The sequence below is a fragment of the Nonomuraea cavernae genome (assembly GCF_040655715.1).
Lineage (GTDB): Bacteria > Actinomycetota > Actinomycetes > Streptosporangiales > Streptosporangiaceae > Nonomuraea > Nonomuraea cavernae_A.
On the sequence record NZ_JBFAKL010000012.1, the window covers coordinates 25,417 to 43,958 of the forward strand.

Genomic DNA, 18,542 nt, shown 5'->3' on the forward strand with positions numbered 1-18,542 from the left:
GCACGCCTCACCCGTCCGGGGACACGACACCCCCCGGAGAAACGTGGGTCAGACCCAGGGGAACAACCTTTCGAACAGGCCCTTCCTGGTCTCCGACGGGCTCGGCACGGACTCCGGCACGGACTCCGGCACGGACTCCGTCGTCTCCACCGCGTCCGCCTCCCGGCCGGTCTGCTCGTCGGCGCCCTTCGGCTCCTCGGCGCTCTTCGGCTCCTCGGCCAGGTCGAGGTCGTCGGACTCCTGGGTGGCCCGCCTGCTCGGCTGCACCGTCGGCTCACCGACGCGGCCGGTGGGCGTGACGCGCGGCGTGGCGGTGCGCGTCGGCCGGGCCCTCGTGGCGGTCGGCGTCGGCCGGACGGTCTCCGAGACGGCCGGCTCGGGCGTGGGCGACTCCGCGGGCGCGGACGACGCCTCGTCCGTGTCATCCGGGACGGGAGATTCGGCGGGCGCGGTCACCTCACCGGCGCTCGCGCATCGCGCGCCCGCGCACGGGTCCTCGGACGCCGCGCCGGTCAGCATCCAGCCGCCCCCGGCGCCGATCACCACGACCGCCGCCGCGCCCACCAGCAGCAGCCTGGTACGGCGGCGCACCTCCCGCCGGCGGTCCTCCTCCTCGTCGGCACCGGCCCACCCGGATCCGAGGAACCCCCGCCGCGGCTCGTCCTGGGACGCCTCGTACGCCTTGTCGAGCGGCAGGTAGCCGCGGGTGGCCTCATCACCCGCGTACGGGGTCTCACCGGCCCGCTCCGACGCCGGGGCGTCCACCCCGTCGTCCAGAGGCTCACCCTTGTCCAGCGGCAGAATGTAGGTCTCCTGGATGGCCGGTTGCTCGTCGGTGTCGTCGGTGCTCCTGCGCGGAGACAGCACGTCGCCGGTCAAATCGGGGTTCGACGACCTGCCCTGCCCATCCTCGTAGGACCTGTCGTTCTCGTCGCGCGCCACGATGTACCTCTCTAGTACGAATACGGACCGCAACCTTTCCTAACAGAATCAACCTCGCCTTGTCCGGAAATTCCACTCCTTTCGCCAAGAGAACATCCGTAACACCACTCCCGTACGGCAAGAAGGCGCCCTCGCCGGACAGCCGAAAGCGGAGGCGGGTGGGCGTTCCGGCCGACTTAAGACCGTGCCAGGTACCCCCGCGCCCGAAACAAGGCCGAAGGCGAACATCACCAGACCCCGGGCAATCGCGGTCGGCCGGAACGCCCACCCGCCTCCGCGGCACCCACAGAACAGACCCGGCGCACCCACGGAACCGAAGACCCACAGCCCCCGGAAAACAGAACCCGAAGCTGGGCCGCACCCACCCTCGCCGCGAATCGAGGGCTCCATCCAAATGCCCAGATTCCAGGCCGCTCCCGCAAAGGGAGGACATCATTGACGTCCATGCCGTCGACCCACGTCGCACCCCCTCCCGGCGCACAGGCGTTGACCAAGCTCCGGGCACGAGCCCGCGCCGCCCGCCGGACCGCGCTCATCGCACTGACCGGCGAGCTCGCCCTGCTCGCCTGCGCCCAGTCGCTCGCCGAGCGGGCCGCGACCGGCCAAGGGGTGCCCCCGCCGGCCGTGCCGCCGCTGGCCGTACTGTCGCTGGCACTGTTCGCGGGCGGACTGCCCGCACTGGCCGTCACCCAGGCGGCCTGGGGATCCCGCGAGCGCGCCGCGCGCGGGCGCGAGCGGGAGCTCTACGGGATCCGCCGCGACACCCCCGCCCGGCCACTGAGCAGGCTGGCCATGGCCTGCGGCTGGGCCTTGACGCTGCTGCTCGGCTTCACCCTGCCGCGACTGTTCGAGGCGGCCGGGTGGCACGGCCTCGCGACGGCGTCGACCACGGCCGTGGAGGCGCTCTCACTGGTGAGCGTGGCGGCCGGGGTGTGTTTCGTCACCTGGTGGGCGCGCGACGCGCTGGGGATCGCGGCGCGCGCCGTCCGGCGGGGCAGGCCGCCGGCGGATCCGTGGGATCCCGGCCGGCGGAGAACGCGGCCGGTGAGGAGCGTGGCGCTCTGGACGGGCGCGGGTGTGGCGGTCGCCGCCCTGGTCGGGGCCCGCGCCCACCTCTGGGAGCCGCCCGCCGCCGTGCTCTGCGCGCTGGTGGCCGCCACCCTCGTCTGCGGTCTAGTTACTGACGAGTAGCATAGATCCGACAGCTGTCCAGCAACGAGGAGCGAATCCGTGCCTTCCTCTCGTGACGTCGTGTTCGTCGACGGCGTTCGCACGCCTTTCGGCCGGTCAGGGCCCAAGGGACTGTACGCGGAGACCCGAGCCGACGACCTGGTCGTCCGGGTCATCCGCGAACTGATCCGGCGCAATCCCGGCCTGCCGCCCGAGCGGGTGGACGAGGTGGCCATCGCCGCCACCACCCAGATCGGCGACCAGGGCCTGACCATCGGCCGCTCGGCCGCGGTGCTGGCCGGACTGCCCAAGACGGTGCCCGGCTACGCGATCGACCGCATGTGCGCGGGCGCGATGACGGCGGTCACCACGGTCGCGGGCGGCATCGCGTTCGGCGCGTACGACGTGGCGATCGCGGGCGGCGTCGAGCACATGGGCCGCCATCCGATGGGTGAGGGCGTCGACCCCAACCCGAGGTTCCTGTCGGAGAAGCTCGTCGACCCGAGCGCGCTCGTCATGGGCATGACGGCCGAGAACCTGCACGACCGCTACCCCTCGATCACCAAGGACCGCGCCGACGCCTATGCGGCGCTGTCGCAGGAGAAGGTGGCCAAGGCCTACGCCGACGGCAAGATCCAGCCTGACCTGGTGCCGACCGCGATCCGGACGGCCGAGAAGGGCTGGGGCCTGGCGACCGAGGACGAGGCCCCACGGCCCGGCACCACGGTCGAGGGCCTGAGCGGCCTGAAGACGCCGTTCCGTCCGCACGGCAACGTCACGGCGGGCAACGCCTCCGGCGTCAACGACGGCGCGACCGGCTGCGTCGTGGCCGCCCGGGGGGTCGCCGAGGAGCTGGGGCTGACGGCCAGGATGCGGCTGGTGTCCTACGCGTTCGCCGGGGTGGACCCCGAGGTGATGGGCGTCGGCCCGATCCCCTCGACCGAGCGGGCGCTGCGCCTGGCCGGGCTGTCCATCTCCGACATCGGGCTGTTCGAGGTCAACGAGGCGTTCGCCGTACAGGTGCTGGCCTTCCTGGAGCACTTCGGCCTCGCCGACGACGACCCTCGCGTGAACCCCTACGGCGGCGCGATCGCGTTCGGCCACCCGCTGGCCTCCTCGGGCGTGCGGCTGATGACGCAGTTGGCCCGGCAGTTCGGCGAGCGCCCCGACGTGCGCTACGGCATCACCACCATGTGCGTCGGCATGGGCATGGGCGGCACCGTGATCTGGGAGAACCTGGCATGAGCGACCTCAACAACCTCGACGGCTGGCGCGCGCTGCTGAGCGAGCGCAACGGAGCCCGCGCGGACGAAGTCGTCACCAAGGCGCTGGTGCGCGACGTGGAGCTGCCCGGCGGCGCCGGCACGATGGCGCTGATCACGCTGGACAACGGCTTCGACCACACCAAGCCCAACACCTTCGGGCCGCACGGGCTCTTCGCGCTGAACGGCGCGCTGTCGGAGATCGCGGCCCGCACCGACCTGGTCGCGGTGGGCGTCACGGGCAAGCCGTTCATCTTCGCCGTCGGCGCCGACCTCAAGGGCGCGGCCGCCGTGACCTCGCGCGAGGAGGCGCTGGCGATCGGCCGCCTCGGGCACCACGTGTTCCGCCGGCTGGGCGAGCTGCCGATCCCGTCGTTCGCGTTCGTCAACGGCGCGGCCATGGGCGGCGGGCTGGAGATCGCTTTGCACTGCACCTACCGGACGATCTCCTCCGGCGTGCCGGCGGTCGCGCTGCCGGAGTGCTTCCTCGGCCTGGTGCCCGGCTGGGGCGGCACGCAGCTGCTCCCCCGCCTGATCGGCCCGGCCAAGGCGATCAAGCTGATCATCGAGAACCCGCTGTCGCAGAACCGCATGACCAACGGGGCTCAGGCCTTCGAGCTGGGCGTCGCCGACGCGATGTTCGAGCCGGCCGACTTCCTGGAGGAGTCGCTGCGCTGGGCGGCCCGCGTGCTCACCGGTGACGTCGCCGTCGAGCGTCCCTCCCACGAGGCCGCCGACCAGGACAAGACCGACCGGGACACGGCCGGCTGGGACAAGGCCGGCTGGGACAAGACGGTGGCCGACGCGCGCTTCCTGGTCGACATGAAGCTGCACGGCGCCTCCCCCGCCCCCTACCGGGCGCTCGACCTCATCGCCCAGGCCCGTACGGCCTCGCGCGACGACGGCTTCGCGGCCGAGGACGAGGCGCTGGCCGACCTGCTGATGAGCGACGAGTTGCGGGCCGGGCTCTACTCGTTCGACCTGGTGCAGCGCCGCGCCAAGCGGCCGGCGGGCGCCCCCGACCAGGCGCTGGCCCGCAAGGTCACCAAGGTCGGCGTGGTCGGTGCGGGACTGATGGCCTCGCAGATGGCGCTGCTGTTCGCCCGCCGGCTGGAGGTGCCGGTCGTGCTGACCGACCTCGACCAGGCCCGGCTGGACAAAGGCGTCGGCTACGCGCACGCCGAGATCGACAAGCTGCTGGCCAAGGGCCGGGTCTCGGCCGACCGGGCCAACCGGCTCAAGGGCCTGGTGACCGGCTCGCTGACCAAGGACGCGTTCGCCGACGCCGACTTCGTCATCGAGGCCGTGTTCGAGGACCTGGCCGTCAAGAAGCAGGTGTTCGCCGAGGTCGAGGCGGTGGTCTCGGCCGAGTGCACGCTGGCGACCAACACGTCGTCGCTGTCGCTGACGGAGATGGGCGCGGAGCTGAAGCACCCGGAGCGGCTGGTCGGGTTCCACTTCTTCAACCCGGTCGCCGTGATGCCGCTGCTGGAGATCGTCAAGGGCGGCGCGACGGACGACGCGACGCTGGCCACGGCGTTCGCCGTCGGCAAGGCGCTGAAGAAGTCGTCCGTGCTGGTCGAGGACGCCCCGGCGTTCGTGGTCAACCGGCTGCTCACCCGCTTCATGGGCGAGGTCATCGCCGCGGTCGACGAGGGCACGCCGCTGGAGACGGCCGAGCACGCGCTGGACGATCTCGGGCTGCCGATGACGCCGTTCGCGCTGCTCCAGCTGGTCGGCCCGGCCGTCGGCCTGCACGTGGCCGAGACGCTGCACGAGGCGTTCCCGGACCGGTTCGGCGTCTCGGAGAACATGGCCAAGCTGGTCGCCTCCGGCAAGCCCGGTGTCTACGCGCCCGACTTCTCGCTCGACCCCGAGGCGGTGGCCCTGTTCGCGGGCGGCTCCTCGCCGTCTTCGGCGGAGGAGGTACGGCGGCGCGTGCTGGAGGCGCTGGCCGAGGAGATCCGCATCATGCTGGACGAGGGCGTCGTCGCGGCGGCCCAGGACATCGACCTGTGCATGATCCTGGGCGCGGGCTGGCCGTTCCACCTGGGCGGCGTCACGCCGTTCCTGGACCGGTCCGGCTTCGCCCGGCCGCGCTTCCTGCAGCCCGGCGTGGCCTCGCTGCCCGCCTGATCCGCCGCGAAGGGGACTCGCGGCAGCGGGTCCCCTTTCATCAGCCTTTGCCCGGCAGCTGATCACGTGGCGCAATCAAGAGTCGATTCAATGCCAGTGTCGAGCAGCCGCAGGGTACGACCCGCACCATGCACATCGTGAACAGGCTGCTACTCACCGCAGCGATCAGCATTCCCGCGCTCGGCGCCGCGGGCGCCGCCTCGGCACTGGCCTCGACGCCGACGTCCGCGGGCCATCACGCCCGGTCGGTCCTGACGATCACCGTCACGCAGAACAACGGGTGGTCGAGGGTCTACCGGCTCACCTGCGACCCCGACGGTGGCAACCATCCCAATGCGACCGCGGCCTGTGGCGCGCTGAGAAGCGTCGACGGGCAGATCTCGCGGCTGCGCCGGCCCGACGCCGTCTGCACCCGTGAGTACGCCCCGACCAAGGTGTCGGTCAAGGGCAAGTGGCGCGGCACCAACCTGTCCTTCAGCGGCTCCTACCCCAACAGCTGCCTGGCCCGGGCGGCCGTCGGAGCGGTCTACCCGGAACGCCCGAGGTGACCGCGCGTGGGGGGCGGGCGCCGTCCTGTCCCCCACGACCACCCGGTCACGGGCGGGCCTCGCGGGCCATCCGGCTGTGCCGGTAGCCATAGGTGAAGTAGAGCACCGCCCCGATGAGCATCCACACCACGAACCGCATCCAGGTCTCGACCGGCAGATTGATCATCAGGTAGAAGCAGGCCAGCACCGACAGGATCGGCAGCGCCGGCACCATCGGCGTACGGAAGGACCGCGGCAGGTCGGGCCGGGTCCGGCGCAGGATGATCACCCCGGCCGACACCACCACGAACGCGAACAGCGTGCCGATGTTGACGAGCTCGGCCAGCGCCCCGAGTGAGATGAAGCCGGCCAGCAGGGCCGCCACCACGCCGATGATCACCGTGAGCCGGGCCGGCGTGCCGAATCGGGGATGCACCTTGGCCAGCCGGCGCGGCAGCAGCCCGTCGCGGCACATGGCGAACAGCACCCGGGTCTGCCCGAGCATCAGGATCATCACCACGGTGGTCAGGCCGGCGATCGCGCCGATGCTGATGAGCGTGGCCGCCCACGTCTGGCCGACCGCGGTGAACGCGTCGGCGAGCGGCGCCTCGACGCTCAGCTCGCGGTAGTTCTGCATGCCCACCACGACGAGCGAGACCGCGACGTACAGGAGGGTGCAGATCGTCAGCGACCCGATGATGCCGCGGGGCAGGTCGCGCTGCGGCTTGATGGTCTCCTCGGCGGCGGTGGCCACGATGTCGAACCCGATGAAGGCGAAGAACACGATCGCCGCGGCGGAGAAGATGCCGATCACGCCGAAGGCGACCGGGGTGATGCCGAACAGCACCTGGATCAGCGGCGCCTTCAGCCCGGAGACCTGTTCGGTGGGGATCGAATCGGGGACGAACGGCGTGTAGTTGGCCGCCTTCACGAAGAACAGCCCGGCCACGATGACCAGCAGGATCACCGCGACCTTGATGGTCACGATGACCAGGTTGACCCGGGAGGACAGCTTGATGCCGGCCACCAGGACGCCGGTCAGGAGCAGCACCACGGCCATCGCGGGCACGTTCACCGTGGCGTTCTCGCCGGCGATCGACGCGGGCAGGTCGAGGCCGAGCGACGACAACAGCGAGGCGAAGTAGCCCGACCAGCCGACCGCGACCACCGCGGCGGCCAGGGCCATCTCCAGCATCAGGTCCCAGCCGATGATCCACGCGGGGAACTCGCCGAGGGTGGCGAAGGAGAAGGTGTAGGCGGAGCCGGCGACCGGGATCGTGGAGGCGAGCTCGGCGTAGCACAGCGCCGCGAGGCCGCAGACGACCGCCGCGACGATGAAGGAGACGGCCACCGCGGGGCCCGCGAGCTCCTTGGCCACCTGCCCGGTGAGCACGAAGATGCCGGTGCCGACGATCACACCGATGCCGAAGACCGTCAGGTCGATGGCGGTCAGACGCTTGCGCAGCCGATGCTCCGGAGCCTCGGTGTCGCGGATCGACTGCTCGACATTCTTGGTGCGAAGGATGTCCACGATCTCCGACCTTCCCTGACCGCAGGCGCTCATGCACGCTCCCCCGCCGTGGAGGAGCGTGCCGGACGTCGCCGCTGGCAGGGGCCGGTCAGGAGTGGGCGGTCTGGCTCTCGATCGGCTGGCTCCGCTTCGCGACCGCCTCGGTGATCTCGCGGGCGAGGTCCTGGGCGGTCAGCCCGATGCGGCCGAGGATCGCGGCCCGCTTGGCGTGGTCGAGGAACTGCTGCGGGATGCCGTAGGTGCGCACGGGCACATCGATGTCGGCGTCGCGCAGCAGGCGGGCCACCGCGTCACCGACACCGCCGACCCGGCCGTTGTCCTCGACGACGACGACCAGCTTGTGGGTGGCCGCCGCGTCCGCGAGGGCCTCGTCGAGCGGCTTGACCCAGCGGGGGTCGACCACGGTGGCCGAGATGCCCTGGGCGTCGAGCAGGACGGCGGCGTCCATGCAGACCTGGGCCATCGGGCCGACGCCGACCAGCAGCACGTCGTCGGGGTCGGCGGCGCGCAGCACGTCCATGTCGCCCAGCTTGCCCACGGCCTCGATCGGCTCGGCCACAGGGCCCTTGGGGAAGCGCAGCACGGTGGGCCCGTCGGAGACGGCGACGGCCTCGCCGAGCAGCTCGGTCAGCCGCTCGCCGTCGCGCGGCACCGCGATCCGCAGGCCGGGCACGACCTGCAGGATCGACAGGTCCCACATGCCGTTGTGGCTGGCGCCGTCGTCGCCGGTGACGCCGGCCCGGTCGAGCACCACGGTGACCGGCAGCCGGTGCAGGGCCACGTCCATGAGGAGCTGGTCGAAGGCGCGGTTGAGGAAGGTCGCGTAGACGGCGACGACCGGGTGCATGCCGCCGAGCGCGAGGCCGGCCGCGCTGGTCATCGCGTGCTGCTCGGCGATGCCGACGTCGTAGATGCGGTCGGGGTAGGCGTCGGCGAAGGCGGCCAGGCCGGTGGGGTGGAGCATGGCCGCGGTGATCGCGACCAGGTCTTCGCGCTCCTTGCCCAGCCTGACCAGCTCCTCGCTGAACACGTTGGTCCAGATGCGGCCCTTGGGCTTCTCGGCGCCGGTCTCCCGGTCGAACGCGCCGGGCGAGTGGAACTGGTCCTCGTCGTGCTCCTCGGCCGGGGTGTAGCCGCGGCCCTTCTGGGTCAGCGCGTGGACGATGACCGGACCGCGGAAGTCGCGGGCCGTACGCAGCGCCGCCTCCATGGCCTGCTCGTCGTGGCCGTCGATCGGGCCGACGTATTTGAGGCCGAGGTCCTCGAACATGGCCTGCGGGGCCAGGATGTCCTTGACGCCCTTCTTGAAGCCGTGCAGGGCATCGTAGAGCACGGGAACGTTCCCGATCTTCTCCTTGACGTACTCGAGCACCTCCTCGTAGCGGCGGGTGACCCGCAGCTTGGACAGGTGGGAGGCGAGCCCGCCGATGGTCGGCGAGTAGGAGCGGCCGTTGTCGTTGACCACGATGACGACCGGCAGGTCCTTGACGGCCGCGATGTTGTTGAGCGCCTCCCAGGCCATGCCCCCGGTGAGCGCGCCGTCGCCGATCACCGCGACCACCGTGCGGTCGCGCTCGCCGCGCAGCTTGAGCGCCTTGGCCAGGCCGTCGGCGTAGGACAGCGCCGTGGAGGCGTGGGAGTTTTCGACCAGGTCGTGCTCGGACTCGGCCTGGCTCGGGTAGCCGGACAGGCCGCCCTCCTGCTTGAGCACGTCGAACCGGGCGGCCCGCCCGGTGAGCAGCTTGTGCACGTAGGCCTGGTGGCCGGTGTCCCAGACGACGGGGTCGCCGGGCGAGTCGAAGACCCGGTGGATGGCGATCGTCAGCTCGACCACGCCCAGGTTGGGCCCCAGGTGCCCGCCCAGGCGGGCGCACACGTCGACGAGCAGATCACGGATCTCCCCTGCCAGCCTCGGCAGCTCTTCGACATCGAGCCGTTTGACGTCGTGCGGTCCCTCAACCGAGCCCAGCAACCCGCTCACGGATGCGATCCCCTCTGCTTCTGTGCGCCAACGGATCGAGTCTAGTTCGTGGTCGTCCCACTGACTCCATCGAGTCAATTACGCCCACTTATGTACGATCTTGACCTAGTCTTTCCCTCATTATGAACACTCTCCCCATGAAGACACTGACGACTCTCGTGGCGGCCGGCGCGGTGATCGGGCTGGCGGGCACGGGCACGGCGTCAGCCGCAACACAACCCGCCGGCCAGGCACAACAGCAGGCACAACAGCAGGTCACGGCCCCGCCGCGAGGCAAGGCCGCGGCGACCGCCAACCCGCTGTACAAGACCGGACGGCTCGCGGGGTCCAACTGCTCGCCCGGCTCGCTGCCGCGAGGCAGCACCGCCGCCTACAAGCGCTTCCTGACTCGGGTGACCAACTGTCTGAACCGGTCGTGGGCCACCCAGTTCCGCAAGGCGGGCCTGCCCTTCAGCAAGCCCCGGCTGCGCATCATCACCAAGAAGGTGCGCACGCCCTGCGGCCCCTGGAGCGCGGGCGCGGACGGCGTCTACTGCTCCGCCGACCGCACGATGTACATGCTCATCACCAAGACGCAGCTGCGTAATCCGTACGCGCTGGGCATCACCCGCCTGATGGCCCACGAGTACGGTCACCACGTCCAGCAGGTGTCCGGCATCTGGAACTACTACTGGTCCGCCAGGAACAGCGCCGGCCGCTCGGGCCAGCTGCAGCTCTCGCGCCGCTCCGAGCTCCAGGCCGAGTGCTTCTCCGCGGCCTTCATGAACACGATCAGGAACACGCTCCCCGTCGACCCGGCCGAGTGGGACCACACCGTCGAGTGGTTCCGCAAGAACGGCGCCAAGGCCTGGGCGCAGAACGACCACGGCAAGGGCCCCACGCAGGCCTTCTGGATGAACCGCGGCTTCAACTCCGGCTCACCCGGCTCCTGCAACACCTGGCGCGTCTCCGCGCGCTACGTCTCCTAGCCACGACCCTGGTGCGGCCGCGTCACACCTGCGCGGCCGCGCTGAAGGTTTCATGGCAAAAGCCAAGAATTAGTAAACAATTCGCATTAACTGGTCTAGTATCCGCGATCGTGCGTATTCCCCTTGTCGCAGCATCTGTCTGCATCACCGTGGGCCTGGCCATGTCCGGCACCGCCGGCGCGGAGGCCGCCAGCGCGGAGACCGCCAAGCCCTCCGCTGCGGCCAAGATCGCCGCGCCGCCCGCCGTGCTGACCAAGAACAAGATCTACCGCTCCGGCACGCCGTCACCCCAGTCCTGCGCGGCCCCGGACATCACCCGGGGCAGCACCGCCTCCCTCAAGATCTTCCACCGGGCGATGGCCCGGTGCGCCGACCGGTTCTGGGCCGCCCGGTTCAGGGCCGCGGGGATGAGGTACACGCCGCCCAAGGTCACCATCACCACCGGCGGCAACTCGGTCTGCGGCAAGATCACCAACAACGGCGCGCAGTACTGCCCGGTGCAGCGGACGGTCGTGATCCGCATCATGAAGCGTGACCTGCGCGACCCGTTCCGGATGAACATCGCCCACTCCGCCGCCCACGAGTGGGGTCACCACGTGCAGGAGCTCACCGGGATCCTGGACACGCAGAACAGGCTCTACTGGCGCGCTCGCGGCCAGGCCCGCACCATCCTCAGCCACCGCCTGGAGATGCAGGCCGAGTGCTTCGCCGGCCTCTTCTACAGCGCCACGCTCGACTCGATCAACGCCGGCATCACCTGGGACCAGTGGACCGACGCGGTGTCCAGGGGCACCGAGAGCAAGGCCCACGGCAAGCCGCGCAACCTGGCCTACTGGCAGAACCGCGGCTACAACGGCGGCTCGGCCCGCTACTGCAACACCTGGACCGCGTCCAACGCGCGCGTCGCCTGACGTCAGCCGGTGACCCGCGCCAGCACCTCGAGCGGGTCCGCGAGCACGTGGGCGAAGGCCAGCTCGGCCGCGCCCACGAGCGTCGCGTCGTCGGCCAGGGCCGAGGTACGCAACCGGAGCCGCTCCCGCTGGGGAGCCATGGCGTGCACCGCCATCCGGCTGCGCACCTGGGCCGCCGACCCCAGGTAGACCTCCCTGAGCATGCCGCCGAAGACGACCATCTCGGGATTGAAGATGTTGACCAGGTTGGCGACGCCCAGCCCGAGCCAGTCGCCGACCCTCTTCAGCGCCTGCTGGGCGACGATGTCGCCCCGGTCGGCCGCGTCCACCACCGCCCGTACCGCCTCGCGGCCGTGCTGGCCGCCGCCGAGTTTGCCCGCCTCCTCCAGCAGCGCCTGCTCGCCCACCTCGGCCGCCAGGCAGCCGCGCGAGCCGCAGTCGCAGACCCGCCCGCCGGGGTTGACGACCATGTGGCCGACCTCGCCGCCGTAGCCCTCGTGGCCGCCGAGCAGGTGACCGCCCGCGATGATGCCGCCGCCGATGCCGACGTCGCCGTGCAGGTAGATCAGATCACGTACGGCGACGCCGACGCCCCGGCTGTGCTCGGCCAGCGCCGCCAGGTTGGCGTCGTTGCCCACGCTGACCGGCAGCCCGAGGCCCAGCCTGCGGCCCAGCTCCTCGCCGAACGGCATCTCCTCGGCCTGCAGGTTGGGGCCGAACCTGATCACGCCGTCGCTTTTGCGCACCCCGCCCGAGACGGCCGCGGCGGCGCCCACGCAGACCGTGTCGGCCCGCGTCCTGCGCCGCATCTGCCGGGCGAACCCGGCCAGCATCCCGGCCAGCTCCTCCAGCTCGAAGGGGCCGCGCCGGCGTACGGCCTCCCTGCGGTCGAGGATCGTCCCGCCGAGCCCCACCCGGGCCACCGCCAGCCGGTCGGGCCCCACGTCGAAGGCGAACACATAGACCCGTGACGACTCCGGGCGCACCACCAGCGAGGGGCGGCCGGCCCGTCCCGTCTCGCGCGGCAGTTCCTCGCGTACCAGCCCGGCGGCGGTGAGATCGGAGGTGAGCGCCATGATCGTGCTGCGGTTGAGGCCCATCTTGGAGGTGAGCTCGGCCCGCGACGTCGGCCCGCCGAGGTGTACGTGCCGCAGCAGCGCGCCGAGGTTGTGGCGCCTGATGTCCTCCTGCGAGGGGCCGGCACGCATCGTCTGGTTGTCCTTATGAGGGTGGAAGTCGCTGATCACCTTAGACCAGTGGCAGCCGCCCGCTTACGGGCCAGGGCGTCCACACCGGCGGCGAGCAACAGGACGAATCCGGTCACCAGGTACTTCACGCTCGAGCCGTACTGCATCAGCCCCATGCCGTTGTCGATCACGGCGATGACCGCGCCGCCGAGGATCGCGTCGAGCACCCTGCCCTTGCCCCCGAACAGACTGGTCCCGCCGATGACGGCCGCGCCCACAGCGTAGAGCAGCACGGAGCTGCCGCCGGTGTTCGGGTCGACCGAGCTGGCCCGCGAGGCCGCGATGATGCCGCCGACGGCGGCCATCGAGGAGCAGATCACGAACGCGCTGATCCGGATCCGGTCCACCGCGATGCCCGCCCTCCGGGCCGCCTCCGCGTTGCCGCCGACCGCGTACAGGTGCCGGCCGAACGCGGTGCGGCCCAGCACGAACGTCCACAGCACGAGCAGCGCGAGGATGACCGGCACCACGATCGGCACGCCGGTGAGCGAGGCCAACTCCGGGTTGAAGCTGCGTTCGAGGTTGAGCACGTACACCGCGACGCCGGCCACGACGGCCAGAGCCCCCACCCGGCCCGCGATCAGCGAGAGCGGTTCGGCGACCAGGCCGCGCCGGGCGCGCTTGCGGGCCCGCACGAGCTGGACGAGCGCGTACGCCGCGACACACGCGGCGTACAGTCCCCAGCCGAGCGCCGGGGGCAGGTTCTTCTGCGCGATCGCCTTGATCACCGGGTCGTTGATCGAGATGTTCGTGCCCTCGTTCACCAGCACCAGGGCGAGCCCCTGGAAGGCGAGGAACGCGGCGAGCGTCACCACGAACGACGGGATGCCCACCTTGGCGACCAGGGTGCCGAGCATGGTGCCGATGATCAAGCCGCTGACGATCGCCGCGAGCACGGCCACGTACCACGGCAGGCCCATCTCGGTCAGCGTGACCGCGAGGACGGCGGCGCAGACGCCGCTGGTGAATCCGGCCGACAGGTCGATCTCGCCGAGCAGCAGGACGAACACCAGGCCCATCGCGATCACCGTGATCGCCGCGCCCTGGGTGAACAGGTTGGCGAAGTTGATGGCGGTGAGGAAGGAGGGCCGGGCCACGGCGAAGGCCGTGCAGAGGACGAGCAGCCCGAAGACCGCGGGAAGCGCGCCCATGTCGCCGCCGCGGACGCGCTCCAGGTAGGCGCGTGAGCTGTTGACGATGGACGGCGCGCCGGCCGCCGTGACGACGGCCTCGCCCGGAAGTTCCTTGACCTTGCTCATGGGGCGGTCCCGTTCTTGAGGCCGAGGTCTCCGCTCCGGCCGGAGGTGATCAGTTCGACGATCTGGGCGTGGGTCACGTCGGCCGTCCTCACCTGGGCGGCCATCCTGCCCAGGTAGAGGGCCGCGATCCGGTCGGAGACGGCGAACACGTCGTTCATGTTGTGCGAGATGAGGACGACCGCCAGGCCCTTGTCGGCGAGCCGGCGCACCAGCTCCAGCACCTGCGCGGTCTGCGCGACGCCCAGCGCCGCGGTCGGCTCGTCGAGGATGACGACCTTGCTGTCCCACAGCACGGCCTTGGCGATGGCGACGGTCTGCCGCTGCCCGCCCGACAGGCTGGAGACCCGCTGCCTGATCGACTTCACGGTGCGGACGGACAGGCCTTCGAGCGTCTGCCCGGCGAGCTCCTCCATCGTGGCCTCGTCGAGCACGAGGCCGCTCTTGCGCTCCCTGCCGAGGAACATGTTCTGGACGATGTCCAGGTTGTCGCAGAGCGCCAGATCCTGGTAGACGATCTCGATGCCGAGCTCGCCGGCGTCGCGCGGGCCGTGCACCTGCACGGGCCGGCCGTCGAAGACGATCTCGCCGGCATCGATGGGATGGATGCCGCCGACGCACTTGACCAGCGTCGACTTGCCGGCGCCGTTGTCACCGACCAGCGCGGTCACCTCGCCGGCGTAGGCCGAGAAGGTGACGTCGTGCAGGACCTGCACCGGGCCGAAGCTCTTGTCGATCCCGCGCACTTCGAGCAGGGGGGTCATGGGTCTCCCTCGGGGAAGGGCACGGCCCCCGCTCGTGGCGTGGGCCGTACCCTGTTCCGCTGTGTTACTGGATGCCGGCCTCGGTGCACTTGGCGGCGAAGTCACCGGTGCACAGGTCGTCCTTGGCGACGTAACCGTCGGCCACGACGTCCTTGACGTTCTCGAACGTGATGGCCTGCGGGTCGAGCAGCTCGGAGGGGACGTCCTGGCCGCTCTCCGGGTCCTTGACGCTGCCGCTCGCCGTCGGCTTCTCACCCTTGGCCAGCGCGACCGCGAGCTTGGCCGCCGCGTCGGCCTCCTTCTTGACGGCCTTGTAGACGGTCATGCACTGGTCGCCCGCGAGGATGTTCTGCAGTCCCTGGACGGTGGCGTCCTGACCGGTGACCGGCACCTTGCCGTTGAGGTTGTTCTTCTTCAGCACGGTGATGGCGGCGTTGCCGAGGCCGTCGTTGGCGGCCAGCACGCCGGCGATCTTGGGCTCGCTGGTGAGCATCTGCTCGAAGATCGTGCCGGCCTGGGTGTTGTCCCATTCGGGGACGGCCTGGTCGGGGCCCTTGACGTACTCGCCGGCGTCGAACTTCGGCTTGAGCACGCCGTCGTAGCCCTCCTTGAACAGGGTGGCGTTGTTGTCGGTCGGGGAGCCGTTGAGGTAGGCCACGATCGGCTTGTCGGCCTTCTTGTCGGCCAGGCACTTGCTCAGGCCCTCGCCCTGCAGGGTGCCGACCTTGGTGTTGTCGAAGCTGACGTAGAAGGCGGCGCCGCCGCCGAGGGTCAGCCGGTCGTAGTCGATGGTCGCCACGCCGCGCGACTTGGCCTTGTCGATGACGGTCTTGCCGGTGCCGCTGTCCAGGTTGACGATCATCAGCACGGTGGCGCCGTTGGTCATCATCTGGTCGGCGATGGTCTGGAACGCGGTCTTGTCGTTCTGCGCGTTCTGGATGTCGTAGGCCACTCCCGCGGCCTTGAACGCCTCTTCCAGGTATTTGCGGTCCGCCGTCTCCCAGCGGGCCGAGGATTTGCTGTCGGGCAGGATGACGCCGATCTTCCCGGCCTTCTGCGAACTCTCTGCCGTCGAAGTGGCGCCGGTCTGACCGCTGTCGCCCCCGCAGGCGGTGAGACCGAGGGCGAGCGCGGCGGCTGCGGCGGTCAGGCTGAGGATCCCCATGCGCATGGTGCAGGGTCCTTTCTTCCGGAGGCACCCGGATGAATGTTGTTTGCGGCAACGTATTCCGGTATGGCCTGCTTTGGAAGACCTCTGCTGCGGGCGATTTGTTGTTCCGGGTAACAATCCAGAAACGTGCGGGCCGGGCGACCGGGCCCGTCGTCATGAGCGTGTGAGCGATAGATGGCCAGTGGGAGCAGTAGCTGGCCACTTTGAGAGCGGTAGTTGGCCACCCTTGAGCCAAAGCACGCTAGTTGTCATGGAAGCGGGCGTCCTGTCACCGGGTGGATCGGCGTCAGCTTGCCGTCCGGCCAAGGTCTCGAGCTGGTCCCTCGTGACCATGGGTGTCGACAGGCAGTACTTTACGGTCGTGATCGACTACGGCGCCGAGGCTGAGCGGATACTGCAAGGTCCTCCGAGCAAGCTCGCCTTCCGTGCTCTCTGCGCTGCTCTGGGCCGTGCGGACAGTCCGCAGGAGTTCCTCTCGTCGTGTGAGGAGCGACTCGCTTCGTGGCCTGACACGGAGCGCGAGGCACCGTGGTCCTGGCTTGCCGCGCTGAAGGCCGGCCACTCGAAACCGGTCTGGCCTCTCGTCCGATCACTGGCGCTGAAAACCGAACGGTGCGGCACTCTCGACGCCGTCCTGCCGGATCCACGCGCTCATCCTGAAGTGCGTGGCGTAACCCATCTCGACCTCGCCTGGTACGCGCGCGATCAACTCTTGGCATTGGTCGAAGCGATGGACCACTGGGACAACCTGCGGTCGATCCAGGTCCGGGGTCTCACCGAAACGGATGAGGAGTTGGTAGCAAGGCTCGCTCGCTCTTCTGCCATAAGGCGGCTCGAATCGCTGAACCTGGTGGACGTGCGGGAGGACCTGTTCCATTTCAGGAAGCCACCGTTCCGCCCGGTCGCCGGGCCGCCGTGGCGGCTGCGGCACTCGAGTCTGCGGGCGCCTGACCTGGTGCACCTGATGCGTTCGGGACTTGTGCCGGACCTGCGCTCCGCCGATGTACTCGTGTGCGACATCGAGGAAGCCCAAGCCCTTGCTGACTGTGAGGGCCTCGCCCAGCTCGACCACCTGGCGATCGGGTTCCGCTGTGGCCACGACGGACGCCAGCCGCTGTGGAAGCCGTACTTCGGCAATGTCATCGAGCAGGACGAGAGCGCATGCGAGGCGTTCTTCGCACGTGCCGATCTCGCGAGCCTGCGTACCCTCAGGGTGCTGGGCAAGTCCATGGGACTGGGTCGGGAGGGACTCGGTCATCGGGGCGTGGACGCCATCATCGCCAGCAGCGTGCTCCCTCAGCTGACCGAGCTGACCCTGGAACTGCTTCCGGTCGGCGACGCGACCATCGTGAACATCCTCGGGGCGATCAACCATGATCGCATCGAGAAGCTGGTGCTCGCAGATCTCGTGGCCACGGACATCACGGCCGGAGCGTTCATTGCTGCCGGAGCCTTTCCGCGCCTGCGCCACCTCGACCTGAGCCGCAACCGGCTCGGCATGAACGCGGCGCGGCAACTGGCGACCGACGTTCGGATGCCCGCACTGGAATACCTCGACCTGAGCGGCCGCAAGAGTGGCTCACCGTACTACGGACGCCCCGACATCCAACCGGTCGGCGACGCCGGCGCCGGCGCATGGGCTTCGTCGGACAACGCCGCGAAGTTGACGTACCTGAACATGGCCGCCACCGGGCTCGGAGTGGACGGCTTCGCCGCCTTGATGAAGTCCGAGCAGCTGCAGCGGCTCAAGACCCTCGACCTGTCAGACAATCCAGTCGGAACCTGGCCCAGCGCGCTCGCGAACGCCCCGGTCTGGCGCACGCTGCAAACCTTGAACGTCTCCGAGTGCGGTCTCGGCGACGACGACATAGAAGCACTCACGGCAACGATCTCCGCGCCCTGCCTCCGCGGCATCTCGCTGGCCTACAACAGCGTCGGGACGCGCGGCGCGATAGCCCTCGCCTCGTGGGCGATGCTGCCCCAGCTCTGGGACCTGAACCTGCACGACAACATCATCGGGGACGACGGCCTGATCGAACTCGCCACATCCCGAGCAGCCCAGCTGCTTCTCGAACTTGACCTTGAACAAGACTGCTGGAACGCCGGCACGCGAAAGTACGCTCTGCCACTACCGGCAGAAGTCATCGACCAGACATCGTTTCCCAGCCTCGACACGATGTTCCTCGGCGTCGTCGACGAGTACCACGGCGCCCGATACTCCAGCGGATTTCCCAGCCACATCCGGGAGAGCCTCGCATCAGCAAGCACCACTCGCCCTGAGCTGGTCGCCTTTCTCACACACCTCGACATGGACGAATGCGAAGACCCCGATGATTCTGATGGACAGAACGACAGCGCCGACCACGACTTCCGCACAAAGTGTGCCGCACGCCACGTCGAGTACCTCGACGAGGCCCGGGACTTCGCTCGCCGCATGATCGAGGGAAACATCGACTGGCCCCCTCCAGCCTCGGACGGCCGGCAATCGACCGCGATTGCCGAAGCCAGCGACAACCAGCGTGCTTCTGACGGCGCTGGTGACAAGTAGCGCGCCGAATCTGTGACAGCTACCGCGCCTTCCTGCGACCACAAGCCCAGGTCACAGGCACCACTGGTGACAACTATCACGCCTCGGCATAACCCCCCATCGTCACGTCCTCCCGTGCGAAGATGCCC

Annotated in this window: 14 protein-coding genes; 7 read left to right on the forward strand and 7 right to left on the reverse strand. The window is 69.8% G+C overall.

What is annotated here, in order from left to right:
• Window positions 1-48 precede the first annotated feature (48 nt).
• A complete protein-coding gene (locus AB0I38_RS19180; protein WP_358469279.1) occupies window positions 49-942 on the reverse strand; it encodes a hypothetical protein in 894 nt (297 codons plus the stop codon).
• A 444-nt stretch (window positions 943-1,386) separates the two neighbouring features.
• Here AB0I38_RS19180 and AB0I38_RS19185 point away from each other — a divergent pair, with 444 nt between their 5' ends.
• The 4 genes from AB0I38_RS19185 (at window position 1,387) to AB0I38_RS19200 (ending at window position 6,058) form a co-directional block, all read left to right on the forward strand.
• Entirely contained in the window at window positions 1,387-2,133 is a 747-nt protein-coding gene (locus AB0I38_RS19185; RefSeq protein ID WP_358469282.1) for a hypothetical protein, read from the forward strand.
• Window positions 2,134-2,193: 60 nt separating this feature from the next.
• Window positions 2,194-3,357 carry a thiolase family protein gene (locus AB0I38_RS19190; protein ID WP_436838761.1) on the forward strand — a complete coding sequence of 388 codons (1,164 nt, stop codon included), beginning with the start codon at window positions 2,194-2,196 and terminating at the stop codon, window positions 3,355-3,357.
• A complete protein-coding gene (locus AB0I38_RS19195; protein ID WP_358469288.1) occupies window positions 3,354-5,510 on the forward strand; it encodes a 3-hydroxyacyl-CoA dehydrogenase NAD-binding domain-containing protein in 2,157 nt (718 codons plus the stop codon). The genes AB0I38_RS19190 and AB0I38_RS19195 overlap by 4 nt, the downstream gene beginning before the upstream one ends.
• Window positions 5,511-5,647: 137 nt before the next feature.
• Window positions 5,648-6,058: an SSI family serine proteinase inhibitor gene (locus AB0I38_RS19200; RefSeq protein WP_358469291.1), complete on the forward strand. Its 411-nt coding sequence runs from the start codon at window positions 5,648-5,650 to the stop codon at window positions 6,056-6,058.
• Between the two features lie 46 nt (window positions 6,059-6,104).
• Here AB0I38_RS19200 and AB0I38_RS19205 read toward each other — a convergent pair whose 3' ends face one another.
• Window positions 6,105-7,601 (reverse strand): amino acid permease, encoded by a 1,497-nt coding sequence (locus AB0I38_RS19205; protein WP_358469293.1) that lies wholly within the window; start codon window positions 7,599-7,601, stop codon window positions 6,105-6,107.
• Between the two features lie 55 nt (window positions 7,602-7,656).
• Window positions 7,657-9,540 (reverse strand): 1-deoxy-D-xylulose-5-phosphate synthase, encoded by a 1,884-nt coding sequence (gene dxs, locus AB0I38_RS19210; protein ID WP_358469788.1) that lies wholly within the window; start codon window positions 9,538-9,540, stop codon window positions 7,657-7,659.
• Between the two features lie 146 nt (window positions 9,541-9,686).
• Between dxs and AB0I38_RS19215 the strand changes: the two genes are divergently transcribed.
• Both AB0I38_RS19215 and AB0I38_RS19220 read left to right on the forward strand, forming a co-directional pair.
• Window positions 9,687-10,517: a neutral zinc metallopeptidase gene (locus AB0I38_RS19215; protein WP_358469296.1), complete on the forward strand. Its 831-nt coding sequence runs from the start codon at window positions 9,687-9,689 to the stop codon at window positions 10,515-10,517.
• 110 nt (window positions 10,518-10,627) lie between these two features.
• Window positions 10,628-11,428: a neutral zinc metallopeptidase gene (locus tag AB0I38_RS19220; protein WP_358469299.1), complete on the forward strand. Its 801-nt coding sequence runs from the start codon at window positions 10,628-10,630 to the stop codon at window positions 11,426-11,428.
• 2 nt (window positions 11,429-11,430) lie between these two features.
• Here AB0I38_RS19220 and AB0I38_RS19225 read toward each other — a convergent pair whose 3' ends face one another.
• The 4 genes from AB0I38_RS19225 to AB0I38_RS19240 all read right to left on the reverse strand — a co-directional run bounded on the left by AB0I38_RS19225 (window position 11,431) and on the right by AB0I38_RS19240 (window position 15,866).
• Window positions 11,431-12,636 carry an ROK family transcriptional regulator gene (locus AB0I38_RS19225; RefSeq protein ID WP_358469302.1) on the reverse strand — a complete coding sequence of 402 codons (1,206 nt, stop codon included), beginning with the start codon at window positions 12,634-12,636 and terminating at the stop codon, window positions 11,431-11,433.
• A gap of 35 nt (window positions 12,637-12,671) precedes the next feature.
• On the reverse strand, window positions 12,672-13,934 hold the full coding sequence (locus tag AB0I38_RS19230; protein ID WP_358469305.1) for a sugar ABC transporter permease: 1,263 nt from the start codon (window positions 13,932-13,934) through the stop codon (window positions 12,672-12,674).
• A complete protein-coding gene (locus tag AB0I38_RS19235) occupies window positions 13,931-14,695 on the reverse strand; it encodes an ATP-binding cassette domain-containing protein (protein WP_358469308.1) in 765 nt (254 codons plus the stop codon). Before AB0I38_RS19235 ends, AB0I38_RS19230 begins: the two co-directional genes overlap by 4 nt.
• A gap of 64 nt (window positions 14,696-14,759) precedes the next feature.
• Window positions 14,760-15,866 carry a sugar ABC transporter substrate-binding protein gene (locus tag AB0I38_RS19240; RefSeq protein ID WP_358469310.1) on the reverse strand — a complete coding sequence of 369 codons (1,107 nt, stop codon included), beginning with the start codon at window positions 15,864-15,866 and terminating at the stop codon, window positions 14,760-14,762.
• Window positions 15,867-16,227: 361 nt separating this feature from the next.
• On the opposite strand from AB0I38_RS19240, the gene AB0I38_RS19245 reads away from it, so the two are divergent.
• Window positions 16,228-18,414, forward strand: a complete 2,187-nt coding sequence (locus AB0I38_RS19245; RefSeq protein WP_358469313.1) for a hypothetical protein — start codon at window positions 16,228-16,230, stop codon at window positions 18,412-18,414.
• The last annotated feature ends 128 nt before the right edge of the window (window positions 18,415-18,542 follow it).